Source organism: Gelidibacter salicanalis (assembly GCF_016469035.1).
GTDB lineage: Bacteria > Bacteroidota > Bacteroidia > Flavobacteriales > Flavobacteriaceae > Gelidibacter > Gelidibacter salicanalis_A.
The window spans coordinates 1-18564 of record NZ_JAEHJZ010000035.1 but is presented as its reverse complement, the minus strand read 5'-3'; the positions used below and the strand labels follow the sequence as shown (position 1 = coordinate 18564).

16 protein-coding genes and 1 pseudogene are annotated in these 18564 nt (G+C 34.6%); 10 read left to right on the top strand and 7 right to left on the bottom strand.

The features are described from left to right. Positions 1–60 precede the first annotated feature (60 nt). Both JEM65_RS14470 and JEM65_RS14465 read right to left on the bottom strand, forming a co-directional pair. Entirely contained in the window at positions 61–624 is a 564-nt protein-coding gene (locus JEM65_RS14470) for a hypothetical protein (protein WP_199600935.1), read from the bottom strand. Positions 625–1201: 577 nt separating this feature from the next. After that, the gene (locus tag JEM65_RS14465; protein ID WP_199600933.1) at positions 1202–1690 is read right to left on the bottom strand and encodes a hypothetical protein; all 489 of its coding nucleotides are present in this window, start codon (positions 1688–1690) and stop codon (positions 1202–1204) included. 459 nt (positions 1691–2149) lie between these two features. Between JEM65_RS14465 and JEM65_RS14460 the strand changes: the two genes are divergently transcribed. The 6 genes from JEM65_RS14460 to JEM65_RS14435 all read left to right on the top strand — a co-directional run bounded on the left by JEM65_RS14460 (position 2150) and on the right by JEM65_RS14435 (position 9039). After that, entirely contained in the window at positions 2150–2524 is a 375-nt protein-coding gene (locus JEM65_RS14460) for a hypothetical protein (RefSeq protein WP_199600931.1), read from the top strand. Next, positions 2511–2876, top strand: a complete 366-nt coding sequence (locus tag JEM65_RS14455; protein ID WP_199600929.1) for a response regulator transcription factor — start codon at positions 2511–2513, stop codon at positions 2874–2876. Before JEM65_RS14460 ends, JEM65_RS14455 begins: the two co-directional genes overlap by 14 nt. An 18-nt stretch (positions 2877–2894) precedes the next feature. After that, on the top strand, positions 2895–3806 hold the full coding sequence (locus JEM65_RS14450; protein WP_199600927.1) for a hypothetical protein: 912 nt from the start codon (positions 2895–2897) through the stop codon (positions 3804–3806). Between the two features lie 79 nt (positions 3807–3885). Continuing rightward, positions 3886–5325, top strand: coding sequence for a glycosyltransferase family 2 protein (locus JEM65_RS14445; RefSeq protein ID WP_199600925.1), 1440 nt, complete (start codon positions 3886–3888; stop codon positions 5323–5325). A gap of 20 nt (positions 5326–5345) precedes the next feature. After that, complete coding sequence (locus JEM65_RS14440; protein WP_199600923.1) at positions 5346–7769, top strand: sulfatase-like hydrolase/transferase; 2424 nt, start codon at positions 5346–5348, stop codon at positions 7767–7769. Between the two features lie 13 nt (positions 7770–7782). Next, complete coding sequence (locus tag JEM65_RS14435) at positions 7783–9039, top strand: YaiO family outer membrane beta-barrel protein (RefSeq protein WP_199600920.1); 1257 nt, start codon at positions 7783–7785, stop codon at positions 9037–9039. 97 nt (positions 9040–9136) lie between these two features. On the opposite strand, the gene JEM65_RS14430 is transcribed toward JEM65_RS14435, so the two are convergent. Genes JEM65_RS14430 through JEM65_RS14420 form a run of 3 tightly spaced genes read right to left on the bottom strand, consistent with a single transcriptional unit; the run spans position 9137 to position 12236 of the window. Beyond that, the gene (locus tag JEM65_RS14430) at positions 9137–9562 is read right to left on the bottom strand and encodes a response regulator (RefSeq protein ID WP_199600916.1); all 426 of its coding nucleotides are present in this window, start codon (positions 9560–9562) and stop codon (positions 9137–9139) included. Next, positions 9549–11072, bottom strand: a complete 1524-nt coding sequence (locus JEM65_RS14425; RefSeq protein ID WP_199600910.1) for a sensor histidine kinase — start codon at positions 11070–11072, stop codon at positions 9549–9551. Before JEM65_RS14425 ends, JEM65_RS14430 begins: the two co-directional genes overlap by 14 nt. 12 nt (positions 11073–11084) lie before the next feature. Next, positions 11085–12236, bottom strand: coding sequence for an ABC transporter substrate-binding protein (locus JEM65_RS14420; RefSeq protein WP_199600908.1), 1152 nt, complete (start codon positions 12234–12236; stop codon positions 11085–11087). 613 nt (positions 12237–12849) lie between these two features. Here JEM65_RS14420 and JEM65_RS14415 point away from each other — a divergent pair. Then, positions 12850–13773, top strand: a complete 924-nt coding sequence (locus JEM65_RS14415; RefSeq protein WP_199600906.1) for a DUF302 domain-containing protein — start codon at positions 12850–12852, stop codon at positions 13771–13773. Positions 13774–13787: 14 nt separating this feature from the next. Here the strand turns inward: JEM65_RS14415 and JEM65_RS14410 are convergent, their stop codons facing one another. Beyond that, a complete protein-coding gene (locus tag JEM65_RS14410; protein ID WP_199600904.1) occupies positions 13788–14741 on the bottom strand; it encodes a tRNA dihydrouridine synthase in 954 nt (317 codons plus the stop codon). Between the two features lie 575 nt (positions 14742–15316). Between JEM65_RS14410 and JEM65_RS14405 the strand changes: the two genes are divergently transcribed. Beyond that, positions 15317–15703 (top strand): cupin domain-containing protein, encoded by a 387-nt coding sequence (locus JEM65_RS14405; RefSeq protein ID WP_199600902.1) that lies wholly within the window; start codon positions 15317–15319, stop codon positions 15701–15703. Positions 15704–15869: 166 nt separating this feature from the next. On the opposite strand, the gene JEM65_RS14400 is transcribed toward JEM65_RS14405, so the two are convergent. After that, positions 15870–16937 (bottom strand): glycosyltransferase family 9 protein, encoded by a 1068-nt coding sequence (locus JEM65_RS14400; RefSeq protein WP_199600901.1) that lies wholly within the window; start codon positions 16935–16937, stop codon positions 15870–15872. A 494-nt stretch (positions 16938–17431) separates the two neighbouring features. On the opposite strand from JEM65_RS14400, the gene JEM65_RS14395 reads away from it, so the two are divergent. After that, a complete protein-coding gene (locus tag JEM65_RS14395; RefSeq protein ID WP_199600900.1) occupies positions 17432–17872 on the top strand; it encodes a response regulator in 441 nt (146 codons plus the stop codon). A 400-nt stretch (positions 17873–18272) separates the two neighbouring features. Beyond that, positions 18273–18564 (top strand): annotated as a pseudogene (locus JEM65_RS14390) (hypothetical protein); the annotation flags it as partial.

Genomic DNA, 18564 nt, shown 5'->3' with positions numbered 1-18564 from the left:
TGAAACGAATAACGAAACCATTATATGGCGTTTTTACTTGTCAATATGCTGTCAAATTGTTTAAGATTTTAATGGAATTGAAATCCCGAATGCAAATGCGCCAGCAAACTGTTCAACTGTGGGTTGAAAATAGTATGTGAATCCTAGGTCAAAATTATGGTCACGCCCAAATTCTAATCCAAAAGCCAAAGGGATATGATAAATAATGCCACTTTTGTGAATATTTGTGTGCGCAGTATAGGTTTCAAATTTTCCAATTGAAGTACCTATTCCTATTTCAATGTAAGGGGCAACCCAAGGAATTGGCGCTCTTAAACGGGCTTTGCCACCCATTAGAAAAGCTTTGGACTCTGCTTTTTCATCTGTTGGATTGTCATTAAAGTCTTTTCCATTTGAGTTTGTTATGATCAATCCAGCGTAGGGTCTAAATTCAACCCAGGAGGCAGCTTTCAAAACGTATTCTCCTTGAAGATAAAAACCACTATCTGCTATCTCATCAACGCTATAATAGGGCACACTCACGCCGTAACCTATTTGAATATTAATGGACTTTTCCTTTATAAACTGGGCTTGAGCCAAACAGGAAATCATCAGGATTGTCAAAAGAATAAAGTTTTTTTTCATGATATAGTTTAAGATTTTGAGGGTGAAATGATTATTATGGGTTCAAGTAACTAATTTGGTTTAGATTAATAGATTATAGCATACGAGAGGATTATCTAAAGGTAGAAAAAGGTTGGTTTAGGAATCATTTAATATAACTATTGCAAAAATTTGATACCTGAAATTTAAATCTTTATTTGTTCATGTTCCAAATGTTTTATTCACAAATAGTTCAGCAGGTCATGACCTCATCTTTTTGAATATTCTAAGTTTTTTATGTTCAGTGTCAATTATTTTGGGCACCATTATTGGATGCCTTCCCAAACTCTGTAATGCTAGTGTATGAGTGCCATTTATCATCTTCAATGGCGGAGGTGGTTAATTTGTAAGCAGAAACATCTAAGGTTTTTTATAACTTCTAAATCGTCTCCTTAAATCCCTAGCACTATGGAAATTTTTCAATTTTAACCTCATATCCGGTTACAAAAACCTCAAAGAATACGGCAAACAATAACTTTTTTATACTTCCAATTAGGTTTTGTCTTAGTATAAAATGTGGTTATTTAAAGAAGAGCAGGTGGTTAAAAACCTTCCATTTTTAGTCTATTGGTTTAAAGTCTTGATTCGTATAAGGCGATGTTTCTGGAATGGTCACCACATTAAATTCCATTTCCACGGCCTGATGACATGTGTTGCAAGCATTGGTCAAGGAAGTGTAACTTGTTTTGAATAGCGCGGCATTTTTCTGTTGAATAGATTTGTTGATGCTATCCAAAGGCGGTATAATCATAGATAACAACGCGGTTTCAGTCCGATCACTCTGAAATTTTTCAATATCCTCAATGGTTTCCAATAGTTCGTGCACTTCAAAGTCAGCAAGTTTCCAGTTTTCGTTTTGTCCTGCAAACCACAACTTTGAGTGATGTGCCTGTATGCTGCCCATAAAGTCTCCAAAACCTGGTTTGTAGGTGTCTGCAAGTTTGATTTCCAAACTGTCAATACGGTTTTGCAGAGCTTTTGTGTGGTCTTTCTGTTGGTTGCAGGAAAAAAAACCAACTGTCAATAGCATTAAAAAAATCTGTCTCATGTTATTGTTGGTATAATCTACAGGGGGCATTAGATTTAAAATCAGTGTATATGTTGTGTGAAGCAATGAAGTTAGCAAATAAAAACGAAATAGAAAATCTGTAAGGGCTTATGTAAGAAAGATTGTACGAGTTAAAAATTGTACTCAGCAATTTGTGCTGCTCTTTTAATCGGTCTGCGTATAAATTATTCAGGTCCAGAATTGCTAATATCCTAGGAAATTGGCACACTATTGATGCCTCAAATGAAAACCTGATAACATACTTCAGTAGGTTTTAGGGGCGTTATAAAATAAATTTTTATTGCATCATAACGGATTTATTTGTTTTTTGTCGGTATTATTGGTTATATTTCCCAAATATTTCTTACGGATTATGTCTAGTGGTCTTTATACAAACCAGAGGATATTGAACTTATTAGTAGGTATCCGCCTTCATTAAAACAGAAGTACTCAACAAAAATGAAAACATTAGCGAGCAGCTATATAGATTTAGACCCTTTAAAAGAGGAAGTAGAAGGCAATACGACCCTTTGTAAGATGCTAATTAAATCATTTATGGCGGATATTGATGCGTACGTAATTGCTATGAACGGTGCATTACCTAATAATAATTTTCCAGCATTATACCAGGTGGCTCATAAAATCATACCAAGTATAAGAATTTTTAACATTGTTAAATTAGAACCTATCATTATTCAATTGGAAACGGATTTAAGAGACCAAAACGATTTGGAATGTATTACTAATAATATAAATGCTAGTCTACGCATTTTTTATCAAGTTAAAATTGAATTACAAAACGAACTTAAATCATTAGAGAATGCAGAGACATAAAATAGTTTTGGCTGAAGATAATTCAACACTGTCATTGCTTTTAAAGTACAGATTAGAAAAAGAAGGTTTTGAGCTTTTGATAGCAGCAGACGGAAAGGAGGCTGTTGAATTGGTAGAACACCATGATCCGGATTTGGTTTTAACAGATATAATGATGCCGTTTTACAGCGGACTTGAAGTTATTAGCCATATTAGGAATAAACTAAAAAAAGAAACACCTGTTATTATATTTTCGTCAGCCGGACAGGAGGAAATGGTTCTTAAAGCATTCAGCTTGGGAGCCAGTGATTTTATGACAAAACCATTTAGCCCCAATGAATTAGTTATTAGAGTTAAGAGACTATTTAGCTAGTAAAAACCTACAATTACCGTGATTACATATCAACACTTAATTGATTCTTTCAACAAAGCTCCTTTTATAATACAGTTTGCTTTTATTGCTGTTATTATAATGGTTATTGCTATTGTTTCGCTTATAATCAGTTTAAAGGTCATACGGTCTTTTTTAAAAATAAAGGATAAGGAAATTTTAAAATATAAAAATGAATATGAGCCTTTACTCATTGAGTATCTCTATTCAGGAAATGAAAATGAAGAGCTTACTGAAACACAGCAATCTATAATTGCCAAAATTAAAGAGGGAATTAAAGGGGCTTCAAGACGCAAAAGTGTTATTACCATTTTAACCAATTTAATGAATGAAGTTTCAGGAGAAATGTCTGATTCTATTAGAACGCTGTATCATGAAACAGGGCTAATTGATTATGCCATCATTCGATTAAAAAGTAAAAGATGGCACATCACCTCAAAAGCCATTGTAGAATTAAGACGCTTTAAAATTCAGGAAACCCACGATCTGGTTTCTGAATTTATCAATCATTCCAAGGTAGAAGTTCGTAAAGAAACACAGATATATTTAGTGCATTTGTTTAAGTTTGAAGGACTTTCATTTTTAGATGATCTAAAAACACCTTTGTCTGAATGGCATCAACTATTGTTATTGGAGTCCTTGTTAAATCTTGAAAATCAGCAAATAGGCAATATTAAACCTTGGCTAAACTCTTCCAATACCAGTGTGGTTTTATTTGCATTAAAATTGACCAAAATTTACAATCAATTTGAAATGAAGCATGAGCTCATTGAACTAAGAATGCATCCTGATAAAGAAGTCCGACGCTCTGCAATTCACGTATTAAACCAATTGTTTGGCTATGAGTTTGAAGAAACTCCAAAACCGAAGAATCGCCAACTAAAAAGTGAAGGACAAATTGTTATTGTTTAGCCATTGCTTCAATAATTCCTAAATCTACAGAATAGCCTTTTTGAAGGACTTCCTAAACATTAAAAATCCCTACTTATAAATGGATACAAGTACCGTCAAGATTATATTAGAAATTTTTCATTATCTTTTTTTTACATGCTCTTTGTTGGCGGTACTTTCCTATATCATATTGTCAATAATTTCAGCCAAGGAGACCATTCAGTATGTTAAAAAAAATAGTTTTGTAAACTATAAGCACATTCTATCTTCTCCTATATCCCCTTCAATAACCATCATTGCTCCAGCCTATAATGAGAGTCTTAATGTGGTTGAAAATGTAAGGTCACTTTTGTCGAATCATTACCCTAATTATAACGTGATTATTGTAAATGATGGAAGTTCGGATGATAGTCTGGAAAAACTTATTGAAGCTTATGATTTAGTACATATGGACTATGTTGTAGACGAAAAAATTGAAACACAACCGTTTAGAAAAGGTGTTTTTAAATCTAATAATCCAGCTTTCGAAAAATTAATTGTTGTTGATAAAGAAAATGGAGGGAAAGCTGATGCATTAAATATGGGCTTAAACATAAGCGAAAGTAAATATGTTGCCTGTATTGATGTAGACTGTTTGCTATTGGAAGACGCGCTTCAAAAAATGATCAAACCTTTTCTGGAGGCTACAGATTATAAGGTAATTGCTGCTGGTGGAGTTATAAGAATAGCCAACTCTTGTGTTATTAAAGGAGGGAAGCTTATAGAGGTTAATTTGCCCAAGAATCTTTTGGTTCAGGCTCAGATTTTAGAGTATCTAAGAGCTTTTTTATTGGGAAGAATGGCTTGGAGCAGATTAAATGGTCTGCTGGTAATTTCAGGCGCTTTTGGCATTTTCGACAAAAATATAGCTATTGAAGTTGGAGGTTATGATACCAATACGGTAGGGGAGGATATGGAGATTATTGTCAGAATGAGGCGCCATATGGAAGAGCTGGATAAAAGGTATAAGGTGGCCTATATTCCAGACCCGTTATGCTGGACAGAAGCTCCCGATAATTATAAAACCCTTATTTCACAAAGAAACAGATGGACACGAGGCACCATTGAAACCTTAAGAAAGCACCGTAAAATTGCCTTTAACAAAAATTACGGTGGGTTTGGATTGATCAGCTACCCCTATTGGTTAATTTTTGAACGTTTGGCTCCTATAATAGAAGTAACTGGATTAATCTATTTCGGTTTTTTAATTGCCTTTGGTTTGGTGCATTGGGAATATGCCATTTTATTTATCGCAATAGCATATTTGTTTTCGGTTCTCTTTTCTATCGTTGCATTGTTTTCAGAAGAGTTGACCTATAATCAATACAAAAAAAGAGGTGCCGGATATAAACTGATTCTGTTGTGTTTAATTGAGCCACTGATACTGCACCCTGTTGTATTATATGCAGCAGTTAGAGGTAATATTGATTACTATTTCAACAAGAAAAAGAAGTGGGGCACCATGCAGCGCAAAGGAATGAACACAGCAGAAACAAATTAAATTATAGTTAATTACAGTCTATGAACCTTAGCCTAAAAAACAAAGACATTTTAAATTATGTGTATCTCACCATGGCCCTGATAGGTACCTATTGGGTTATTGGGGTATATGAAATTTCGATGTCCAAAGCATTGGGTGTAACCGATGCTCATTTAGGCCAAGTAATATTATATAAATTTCTCAATGATTTTTTAATCGGTGTATTGATTGGGGTCATATGCCTACCCCTTTATTTAATTATTAATGTTTGGAGTAGAAAAGTAGCTACAAGTGTTATAGCACTAATTTTTGCAGTTCTTGTAATTCTACAGTTTGCATTGGTGAAGTATAGCTTAACCACTTTAATTAATTTGGGCGCTGATATTTTGGGCTATTCTTTTGATGATGCGTTTAATACCGTGGCGAGTTCAGAAGCTATTTCATTTACTTATTTTCTGCCATTTGTCATCTTTCCAGCATTGTTAATTCTAATGTATATAGGAATTAAAAAGTATAAAAATGATCGGGTTATAGCCTGGGGAGGTTTGGGGGTTATACTGGTTTTTGGAGGCCTAGGATTACTACTCCCAGAAGCAACAGCCGAAAATTTTCAAAACAAAACAGCCTATTTGATTTCAGATATTATAAAATTTAAATCTGAGGCAAATAGAATCAGTGCTCTTAACTTTTCAGATAGAAGTGATTTTCCATTGCTTAAACCATTTGACACTCCTGATGTTTTATCGCCTTTCTTTAATTCAAATGAAGAAAAGCCAAACATCGTGTTTATTGTAGTTGAAGGATTAGGAAGCGAATTTGTTGACGGAAATGACTATAGTGGTTTTACACCTTACCTTGATGAGCTCATTGGTAAATCGTTATACTGGGAAAACTTTGTAAGTAATACAGGACGTTCGTTTGGACTTCTGCCATCACTATTTGGCTCTTTGCCTTATGGCGAAACAGGATTTTTAGAAATAAAAGATACACCGTCACACCTATCTTTAATCAATATTTTAAAAGCGAATGGATACTATACGTCATTCTATTCTGGTGATGCCTCTAACTTTGATAGAAAAGTAAACTTTCTGGACTATAATGGTATTGATAATCTGATTGACGAAAATAAGTATGGTTCAGGTTTTGAAAAAACGAAAGCCAATGATGGCGGTTTTTCCTGGGGGTATCCTGATGGCGAAATTTTTAAAAAAGCACTTCAGTCTCTAAATCTTGAAAAACAACCGCGCTTAGATATTATTATGACGCTTACCAATCACGAGCCATTTGAATATCCTGACAAAGAGAATTATATGGCCCAAGTGGATGGTTTAATTAATAAGGGCAATAAAACCGAAGCTTTAAAATCTGCAATTTCAAGTCACAGAGATATTTTTGGAAGTCTATTGTATACAGATGAAGCCATCAAAGAGTTTATGGAAGCCTATGCCAAGAGACCAGATTATAACAATACAATTTTTGTAATAACAGGAGACCATAGGTTGATACCTATTGCCATGAAAGATAAACTCTGTAGATATCACGTTCCGTTGGCCATTTATAGCCCGATGTTAAAAAAGGCGCAAAAGTTTAAATCGGTTTCCTCACATTGGGATGTTACACCAAGCTTATTAAGTTATCTCAACCAGAACCATAAATTTATCCCGTTAAAAGAAACCGCTTGGATGGGGAAGGGGCTAGACACCACCAAAGCTTTTAGAAATGTAAAAAGTATCCCGTTAATGAGATATAAGGGGGATATGGATGATATAATTTATAAGGAGTATTTGCTTACAAGCGATGAACTGTATAAAATAAATGAGCGCTTTGAAGTAAGTAAAGTAAATGATAAGAACACTTACAAAACAATTACAGATTCTTTGAGGGCCTTTAAGGAAATGAATGCTTACGTAACCCAACGTGAAAAAATATTTCCAGATTCGCTTAATACGTATTCTAATACCAAAACTAAATTTACAGCTGAACAATTGGCAGCGATAGATGAATATGCCAAAGGAAAAACCTTTGATGAATTATTTATTATTACAAGAGATTTGTCTTTTAACAAACGTTATGATAGGGCCAACTTGCTGTGTGATTATATTTTGAATGAATTTCCGAATTATTCAGAAGCAAGAGTTTTAAAGGGTAGAATTTTAGCTTGGGAGGGAGATTATGAAAATGCCGAAAAGGTAATGCTAAACGCACTTGAAAGATCTCCTTTTATTGGCGACACCTATATGGCGCTTCTCGATTTGTACTGGTGGTCTGGTCAGGAATATAAATCCATCCCTGTTTTTGAACAAGCTATAAAAAATGAGGTGCTGAATCCGGATATTAGGTTTAAAATGGCCATGGCCTATAAACGTATTGATAAGCCAGATGAAGCCCTTGTAATAATCAATGCTTTAATTCGCAATGATCCAAACACAGTTGAATACAAAAATTTTAAAACCAGCTTGCAATAAATTGATCCCTAATATGAAAAAAATCTTATTTGTAGTAATAATTATATATAGTACGTATTCTTTTGGGCAAAAAAGAACTTTTGATGGCGATCCCGATGTTTCATTTAAAACGGTGCGAGAAATGGCGTTTAATGATCAAAGAAAACAAGCGCAAGACACCCTGCGGTTACTTTTAACGACATATCCCAACTATCACGATATCCGTTCTTTTTTAGCCAATACTTATTCTTGGGATGGGAATTATGATTTGGCTAAAAAAGAGTTTGAATATATTTTAAAAGATAGTCCGGACCGATTGGACGATTGGAAATCTGCAATTACTAATGAATTGAGAAGCGACTCGCCTTTTAACGCTTTAGAAATGACTAGTGAAGCCTTAAAATATTTTCCTGAACATCCTGATGTATTGTATTTAAAAGCAAGTGCTGAAGCTGACATGGATAAAAGTGAGGAGGCATTTGAGACGCTTAATCTCATTTTAAAGGAGCATCCAGAACATGAAGATGCAAAGAGATTTAGAGTGAATTTGATAGATAAGTTAAGCAAAAATACGGTGGGAGTAAGTGGTTCTGTCGATGTATATTCTGAAACATTTGACCCTATGCAATATTATTTGCTTAAATATGTAAGGGACACTAAATATGGAAGTATCCACGGAAAAATCAATATTAACAACAGATTTTCAACTATTGGAGCGCAGTTTGAAGTGGATATGTATCCTAAGATCACAAAAGGATTGTATGCCTATGCAAATATTGGGGTATCGAGTTCATCCATATTACCTAAACTAAGGTTTGGAGCTGAGCTTTATAAATCTTTGCCTAAAAGTTTTGAAGCTTCTCTAGGATTTAGAACCCTTAAATATAGTTCTTACACTACAATTTTAACCGGATCTGTAGGTTGGTATACCAGTAATAACTATTGGTCATTCCGAACCTATGTAACCCCCGGTGATCCTGAAACAAGTGTTTCTGGAACACTTAGCTATAGAAGGTATAGAAAGGATGAAAACAATTATTTTAGCGCTTCCATAGGCATTGGGTATTCGCCTGAAATTTATAGATTTTACGGGGATGGAAATGAAGATGCCGTTGTTAATCTTGATTCTCAAAAGCTTAACTTGGGCTACAACTTTTCATCAGCAAACAACAAAAATTTATTTGGCATTAAAGCCGGTATAGATCATCAAGAAATAAGCTTTAATCCGGGGGAGTATTTGTGGATCTATTCAATTTCACTCTCTTGGGATATGAAGTTGGGAAGAAAATAGATCAGCACGCTTCTTCTTATTATTATAAAAATTTAGTAACAAAAATAGCGGTTGCCCCGCTATTTTTGTTTGCTCTCAATAAGGTATGGGTAGCAATTTAAACTTGAGGAAGGAATTTTTCTCTTAATTCTAAAACCAACGCCTTAGTTAATGGCTTGTCCATGTAGTCCTTTATATAATTATTTTGTCCAGCGCGTTCTTTATCGTCTATGTTAAGAGACGAGGTCAGCATAACAACAATGTGTCTTCCTTTCTGGCCCTCATCAAGCCTATCATATTCTTCCATAAATTCAAAACCATTCATAGCCGGCATATTGATATCAAGAAAAATTAAATCGGGTTGTGGGTATGAATCTTCCTTCTCATTGTAATTTCCTTTTGAAGTTAGGTAATCTAGTCCTTCTTGTCCACTGGTTACTGAGTGGACCTTCTGTGCAACTCCGGCAAGGTCAATAATTATTTCGTGATATTCATTGGTAGCAACATCATCATCAATGAGTAAAATGCTATTAAATTTTTTCATCTTTTTTTAATTTTTTAAATATAGTAAAATAGAATGTGCTCCCTTGGTCAACCTCAGATTCTATCCAGATTTTCCCTTTATGCATATCTACAATTTTTTTGCATATAGACAATCCAATACCTGTTCCGTGGTAATCATTTCTATTATGAAGTCTCTGAAAGATCACAAAAACCCTTTCAAAATACTGTTTATCCATACCTATGCCATTGTCTTTTACCGCAAAAAGCCAATACTTAGACTGCTCTTCAACCGTAATTTCAATAAGGGGGGCTGTGTCAGCTTTTCTAAATTTTAAACCGTTGTTAATTAAATTTTGAAACAGCTGTTTTAATTCAAGTTCTAAACCGTTAACCGTCGGTAAATTATCAAACTTTACGGAAGCATTGGTGTCCTTTATAATAAGTTCGAGATCGAGGAGAATGTTCGCCGCAATGGTGTTGAGGTTTACGCCGGTTACTGTTTTTTCTTTACCTATTTTAGAATAGTCCAATAAGTCCTTTATCAGGGTTTTCATCCTTAAGGAAGCATCTTCAACGTGCGTCATGTATTTAACGGCCTTATCGTCTAACTGACCTATATATAAATCCTTAATTAATCCCACATAGCTAGACATTGTTCGCAATGGTTCCTGTAGATCATGAGAAGCCACATACACAAATTGTTCCAGCTCTTTATTAACAGATTTGATTTCGACAATTTGCTTTTCTTGCTCGTTAAAACTTTTTTTAAGCGCAATAGACATGTTGTTAAAGGAGTTGCCTAATTCTGCTAATTCATTATTTCCTTTAATGTGAATGCGCTCATCTAAGTGTCCTCTACTCATTTTTAAGGCGGCCTTTTTTAAATTATAGATGGGCGCTGAAATGGAATAAATAATTTGAACACTGACGATTAAAGCTAATAGGATTCCTGAAATTCCGGTAATTAGAATAATTTTTGATACAGATTTTAAATTATTTGCCAGTTCAATACTATACGCTTCAAAAGCGCGCTTATAATTTAAATTGAGATGATCAATGCCTTTATCTATTGATGAATTCAATTTTAAAATGGTATTATCATGAATAGTTCTTGCCAATTCTAGATTGGAAATGTATTCCTTTTTGTTGTTTAACAGGTTGTTAAGTCTAATCGTTGTGCTTATTAATTTTTCAGTGTCAATAATAAGCTTCTCAAGTAGTAATCTGTCTACACTTTTCTCTGGTAACTCTTTTTTTAATACCGCTAACTCTTCTTCAATATAAGTAAGTTCTACCTCAACAATCCCATTAAGTCTATTAATAGAACTAATCTTGTTGTCTCCATTTACTCTGTTGCTCGTTAAGAGATTTAATTCTTTATGTATGGATTCGTAATGGTTTATTACATTGATTACAGGATTAATTTTTGATTGAACTGTGCCATATGTTTGAGTTGCGCGATTAGTAATAACTTGGTTAAGAATGATCTCTACTAATAATACAAGAATTAAAACACCAAAAGCTAGTATTAATCTATGTCTTATCTTCATATGGAAATTGTATTATCGTTTTATTTTTTCAATCGGATTTTCTTTTGATCCGTATTTGTATAATGAAAAATAGATGCCTTTAGACGCTCCGCTTCTTGAAATGGCAATATTGCCACATACACCTTGATAATAGTTCACCTCAAGAAGTGCTTCTCTCAACCAATCGTCAAAATCTGTGTGTTTATCTTTACTGTTATTAATGGCCTTAACTTTACTTAGTATAAGGTTCATGGCGTCATAGGCTTGCATAGGGGGCCATACTGAGGATGGACTATGATCAAATCTTTTTTCATATTTTGTAAGAAACTCCTCAGCAAGTGTAAAATTACCGTCTGTGGGAGTAAAGAAAGGAAATTCACTACCAATTACAGTACCTTCAGAGTTAAGGTAAAATTCAGGGTCCAGTAATACCGTAGATGCAAAAAATGGAGCGGTAATTCCCATATCTCTTGCTTCTTTCATCCCAAAACCAAACTCTTTGTATCCAAAAAACACATAAGCATCATAGTCATCTTCCTTCAGTTGTTTTAAATGGTCAATAAATGTTGTTTGATTGGCTTTGACGGGAATTATGTTTAACTCAACTTCAGATAGATCCAAAAGTCTTTTGACCTCTCTTGTTGCGTTAGTCATATAATCATTGGGAAACTGAAATAAAGCCACCTTTTTTAGTCCTAATTCTATGATTCTGTTAGCAACAAGACCGTTTGTTTGTTCTGTTGATTTGGCTATATTAAAACTGTTTTTGTTTAAAGATCGGAAGAGTTCGCCATTATTTAAAGGATTTATAAGAATCACATGATCTTTTAAGATCTCATCCTGCACAAGTACAGTACCGTCAGTGTTACTTATAAAAACAATACTAATATCGTGCTCTTGCCGTAACTTTTTATAAGCGGGGATGGCATTGGCTTCGTCCCATTTATCATCCTCAATGTATAGGTTAACTTTTGGCTCATCTTGTAGCCTATTGGAGTTGTATTCTTCTACTGCCAAAAGCATGGCATTTGAAGGGTCTATTCCTAAATCTGTAGCTCTTACTGAAAGCGGTCCAATATATCCAATGTTTAACTCCTGTACTTTTCCCGATTCGCAACCGCTAAAAAATATTAAAAAACCTATTAAAACTATGAATGCATTAGGTATGGATTTAATTTTTTTCATTTTAAAATTTACATTATATTCTTAACTATAACCTAGACCATAGTTATTATTGGGTGGAAAATTGTTTACGCGATATTCGGAATCATTACATAAAAAAAAATAGCTTCAAGCTATAAAATATTTTAAGACCTAATTATATGAATTTACCCATCGTTATGTTGAGACGTAAAGCGCAACAAGATATAAACAATTATAAAAAAATAGGGTAATTTATTTAATTTATATCCGTATGCAGAGGAGAAATTTTGAGCTGTTATTTTTGGATTGTAAATTCGAAAATTAGTCGTATAAGATAAATTTTGATTTTCAAAAATCCCTAAATGGTAGTTGTTAGAGTATTTTATTAAACCTTTTAGGGTATTTGTTTACTCGTATTGCGCATGTATGCGTCTGTGTTGAAGAGGTTTAGGTTTATGGCAATAATAACAGATAATAAAACAGACAGTGTTTAGAAACATTACTTTGTATTGAAAAAAACCACTATCTTTTTCCTTCGCTACGCCTTGGTTCTTTAATTAGCTCGATTTGAGCTCATTCATTAAAGTTAAAGCTCTGTTAAGCGTGTGGTTTTAGTACTTCAAATGATTTTAACATTGAATAAAAATTTAGAGTTATGACAAGATTGACCATGCTTTTTGCTTTTTCCTTGCTGCTTAATTCCTGTGGAGATGATACTGCCAAAATAAAAACTGATGATACTGTAGATCCACCAACCGCTACCGGTATACTTTATTTTAAATCAGATTTGAAGATGGATGTTGCCTATGGCAATCTAAAGACTGCATTTGCTGGTAATGAAAACATTGGGATTGTAAAGGAACTTGACCACTCAAAGAATGCAACTTCTGCTGATATGGAGCTGCCTCCCACACAAATTATATTTTTTGGAAACCCAAAATTAGGAACGCCATTAATGCAGGAAAATCAATTGGCTGGCTTAGATCTTCCACTCAAAGTATTGTTTTACCAAGATCAGGCCACTGTTTTTGCCGTGTATAATAGTACGCAATATCTGGCTTCCAGATATGGCGTAGGAGAGGTTGAAAGTCTCCCTAAAATTGCTGATGCTCTTAAAAAGTTGGTAGGTACGGCAACTAACGCGCAGTCAGAACACGCTACTGATCAGGATGTAGGCTTGCATAAAGGGGTGTTGAGTGTAAAAAGTTCAACTGATTTTGAGACTACTTACAATAAATTAAAATCCAGTATAGAAGCCAATGGAAATTTAAGCCTTATGGCGGAGTTGGATCATCAACAGAATGCGCAAAGCGTAGGTATGGAGCTTCGTCCTACTAAAGTATTGATGTTCGGAAATCCTAAGCTCGGGACACCATTAATGCAATCAGTAAGAAGTGTTGGCCTGGACTTACCCCAAAAAATGCTGGTTTGGGAAGATGCTGACGGTGCTGTATCTATTTCTTATAATAATCCTGCCTTTCTCAAAGCAAAACACCAACTGGAAGGCCATACTGAAGAACTACAACAGATAACTCAAGCATTAGAACTATTGGCAAATACCGCTGCTGAACTCAAATAAGCAGTTGATAACGTTTATGATGAGGCTCTCAGTTCTGTGTCTATAATTTGGGCTACCGCTTGTCTGTATTTTATAGGATTCGCCGCCTTTTTAATGGCCTTTAGGGATTTTTGTGGGTTTGAAGTAGATTGCGAAAAGAACTCCCAAAATCCCAACATCTTCATTTTTATAGGGGTTGGGCCAGACAGGTATTCATCATATTGCTGGTAAATAGTGTCGTGAAATTCTGAAAAAATAGCCCATCGGTTTTGAGGATACACTGTAGTGTTCGTTTTGATCATGCTGGGTAAAAACGGATCGGCAATTAAACCGCGACCAATCATAAAATGATCAATACTTGGAAAACGCTGTTCAATGGCTTTAAAAGCAGAAACACTGGTAATGTCGCCATTATAATATAGCTTGTGTTTAGTGCTACTAATGCACTTTTCAAAAGCGTCCAAATTTACGGGACCTTTATAGAGCTGTTTTCCAATTCTGGCGTGAATTGCTATATTTTTAAGCGGATATTGATCTAAAATAGGAAAAGCTTCGAGAATTTCTTCGGCATGTTCATATCCCATTCGCATTTTCATGGACACCAAAATATCGGTTTCGTTGTGTGCTCTATGCAGAATTTCGTTAATTCTAGTTGGATTACAAATTAGTCCCGAACCCATACCAGATTTCGTCACCATAGGATAAGGGCAGCCTAAATTCCAATTTAATTCTTTGTATCCTAACCTTTGCACGTATTTGGCAACAAATATAAACTCGTCAGCATCATTGGTGATGACTTGCGGAATGACCTCTAAAGTGCTGTTGTTTTCTGGCAATAGGTCATTTTGATAGGACTGTTTGATTTTTAACTTGCCATTTAGCCTAATGTAGGGCGCATAAAAGGTGTCGATGCCGCCAAAGTAATGGTGAAAGGCATTGCGAAATCTGAAATCAGTAAAACCTTGTAAAGGGGATGAAAGTAAAACCATCGTGTCATTTAGTTGGGCAAAGATAGAATAATTGAATGATGGTTTTTATTTAGGGTTGTAATATCGCATGGGTGTTAAATTTTAGGTGCAGTGTAAACTTAATTTTAAAGCATTTCCTCCCTGGCAACAAGACTTAAATTCGGACGGAATAAAGCTGAGAATTTCAAAGGTTTTGGGAGTTTTTAGGTGGAATTAACTGCCTAATTGATTAAATAAAGAGTTTTTTGAAACCAACTATCCTCGAGGCAGAGCCATAGAGGTATTTCGCTGGTTTCATTTTGACCTGAAAAAGGTCAAAAACCAAAATTCTGTATTTAGATTCCCGTTTTCACCGGAACGACAATTTCAACGGAAACCCCGAGGCAGAGCCTCGAGGAATTCTTTACGATTAAATTTTCAATAATTTTATGTGTTTTATATCGTAAATATTTGACAATGAGATTAATTAGTTTAATTTAGATATGGGAGTTTATTATTTAGTGTTAAGTCGGAATTGTGTTTCCTAGTGATTGAAACGGTAAATGCAAGATTCTTATAGGGATAATAGTATCCTTATCACTTAAAAACGAATACTCATGAAAATCGCTAAAAACGACATTGAAGTCAAAATGAAAATCCCTGGAGCAGTTATCCGTCAACAAACTAATTTTGGTGACGCTACGGGATTAGGAAAGATTAGTGCCGAATATTTTAGCCTCTCGGCAGGAGTGGACACAACACCTTTATTTATGGGGCTTAAAGATAATTTATGTCAATGCCCTCATTGGGGATTCCTTACTAAAGGTCAACTGACCACCACCGATGTGGCGGGTAAAGAAGAAGTTGTAGACGCTAATGAGCTGTTTTATTGGCCCCCAGGACATAATGTAAAGGTAACTATGGATGCAGAAATTGTGATGTTTAGCCCGCAACACGAGCATACAAAAGTCATCAATCACATGATTGAGAAGACTCAAAGTTGAGATTAGCATGGCGGCCATAAAACCTTTTGGGCACTTTAAAATTTCTATAAATTTTCAACTCTCAACAATTGATAAAATTGTACTAAGCTAAATTGGCTGCTAGTTTTGTTGTTGCTAGGGGCACTCCAAAGGAGATCAGTTGTGTCGTCCAATCCCTTGTTCTTGTTTAGGAAGTTTGTATTTTAGAAGAGTTAATAAATGCTGTCTGGTGTACGATTGCATTGACGATTTTTAGGATGTCGCGAATTTCGGCGGTGTTAGTATCTATTGATTGGTTTTGACCTCCATACGGACCGTAAATACTTGATTTTGTAACATTAAATAAACCAAGGGTTGTTGTGTTTGTAGATGCTGCTAAATGCATCATCCCACTATCAGCTCCAATAAACACCACAGAGTTTTCAATGATGGACGCTATCTCTCGGAGATCTTTACTGTAAAAATGTGTGCTTTTAAAGTCAATTTGGGATACATTTTCAACAGGTAACATTTCTAAGATATTAAAATCTCCAAATTCAGTTTTTAAACGCTCATAGAATTCTGACCACCATGTTTTGGAATGACATTTAGCTCTCGTTGCAAAAGTGAAAATACAAATGGTTTTTTTGTCATTGTTGAACAATTTTCTAAGAATGAGATGGCCTTGTTCAATTTCTTTATCAGATAATTTAATGGAAAGTTTTGGATAATCATAAACGCTTAAGTCTTCAGAGGGGTTTAAAAAGGTTTTGAAGTTGTATAAAGGATATTGGGCTATATGTCCTGGCTTATTAACTTGAGTTGTACCTGAATTGTAAATTTTAAAACGCGCTCTTGACAATTTCACATATATTTTACTCGAATTTGAGGATTCGCACCCCGCAATGGCAATATCATAGGTTTTAAATAATAGCGCAACAGACTGCTTTAAATAATTGAAAATATTCTTAAATGGTTTTTTTGGTAAATTGAACACCTTATCAACATAACTATAATTTGAAAATAATATAGAAGAGAGTGTTCCATTAAGTACCAAATGGATCGTGCTATTTGGAAATTGTTTCTTTACTTCTTGAATTAGTGGAGTGATTAAGAGTTGATTACCTAATCTGTGATTGGGTCGCGTTATTAAAACCTTAATTTCTGAATCCTTGGGAAGGGTTTGTAGTTGTTCACTATTTTTTGAGTTTTCAAAAGAACGCGTGAATGCATTAAAAGTGCTTCTTTTTTTTGAATTAAATTTTGAAAGTGACATGATTTCAGAATGTTTTGCAACTAAGGGACTAGGGTTTGTAAGCGGATTAAAAGTAATGTATTTTCATCTATACATGGAACAAAAATTATTTAAATTAGTGAAACTCAATTTTTAAAAGTTGCGAAGCAATGAATTAAAAATTGTTAGTTGAACTAATCCCGCTTTTTAGCGGGATCCTTGGGTTTTANNTACCCTTGGGTCGAGGTTGTTCATTAGATAAAAAACAAAATAACTGCCTGGACTGATTTGTCTGTTTGGGAAGCTCCAACTATCTAGCCCAATATAATTTATCTACGTGATTCTGCGAAGACGGATTAGGCAAATAATACAAAATATAAGCTAATTCTGTTCACAATTTTTCATTATAGATCAAAACTTTTCTCTGAAACCCATTGAATTTAATTAAATTGGCTACTCCTTCTCCATTCTCAGTAATAAAAAAATTATTTTAATTCTCTCAGGATTTTGTGTGTTTATTGTGAAATATTTCCTTTATGAAGAAAAAAATAAAGTGTGTCCTTCTTATTGATGATGATTTGCCTACAAATTTTCTCAGCGAAAGAGTCTTGAAAAAAACAGATTGTACCGAGAGGATTGTTGCTGTTCAAAGTGGTATTGAAGCCTTGGAGTATTTAAAATCTACAGATTGTGAAAAGCATCCCCGACCAGACCTATTTTTTTTGGATATTAATATGCCTGGGATGAATGGATGGGAGTTTCTAGAAAATTACTGTCAGTTAGAAGAAGTACAAAAAAGCGAAGCAATTGTAGTGATGCTTACCACTTCGTTAAATCCAGATGAAAGGGATAAAGCAAAAAAAATTCCGCAGATCTCATCATTTCTAAATAAGCCACTATCTACCGATGGAATTCGGGGAATCCTATTACAGCATTTCCCAGATAATTTTTTAACAGACACGTTCCCCAATGAGTAGGGGAGCTTTGCTACCTATATTTTAAGGAGCTACCTAATAACAAGGAAAGAGTCCTCTGTTGCCACTTTGGATGAAGAGAACATTATTGGGCCTAAATTAATGGAGCTGTCAAAGCACTGTTTTTACCGATTAAAGTACTTCACGTTGACATAGCTGACTATGTAGTAAATATTACTAAAATCAAGTGAGCAAACCGGGAAAGATGTAAAGAATAAAAACCGGAACTACCACATGACATAACATCGGTTCTAGCAAACAGTATACCGGCAAGTATAAGGGATATTTTAGATCCCATGTTTCAAAAGTTCAGAGCGAAAAGAAACCGTGTGATTTTCAGCAAATTGCCTTACCTTAGTTATTTTAACTAAATTTGAGATGAAAATAGCCCATCCATATAATCATGAGTAATAAAATAGAATCAGAAGAACTAGGCCTCTTAAGAAGGGAAATAGCTTTTCAAAAAGTTGAAATTGAAACTCAGGCAGCAGAGCTAAGCCTGATAAAGAAAGAGCATCTTATTCAGAATAACGACAAGCAGGAACGTGCTGATGAACTGGTTATAGCCAACCAAGAGCTTGCCTATCAAAATAAAGAAAAAGAAAAACGTGCAGATGAACTGGTTATAGCCAACAAAGAACTTGCCTATCAAAATGAAGAGAAAGAAAAACGTGCAGATGAACTGGTTATAGCCA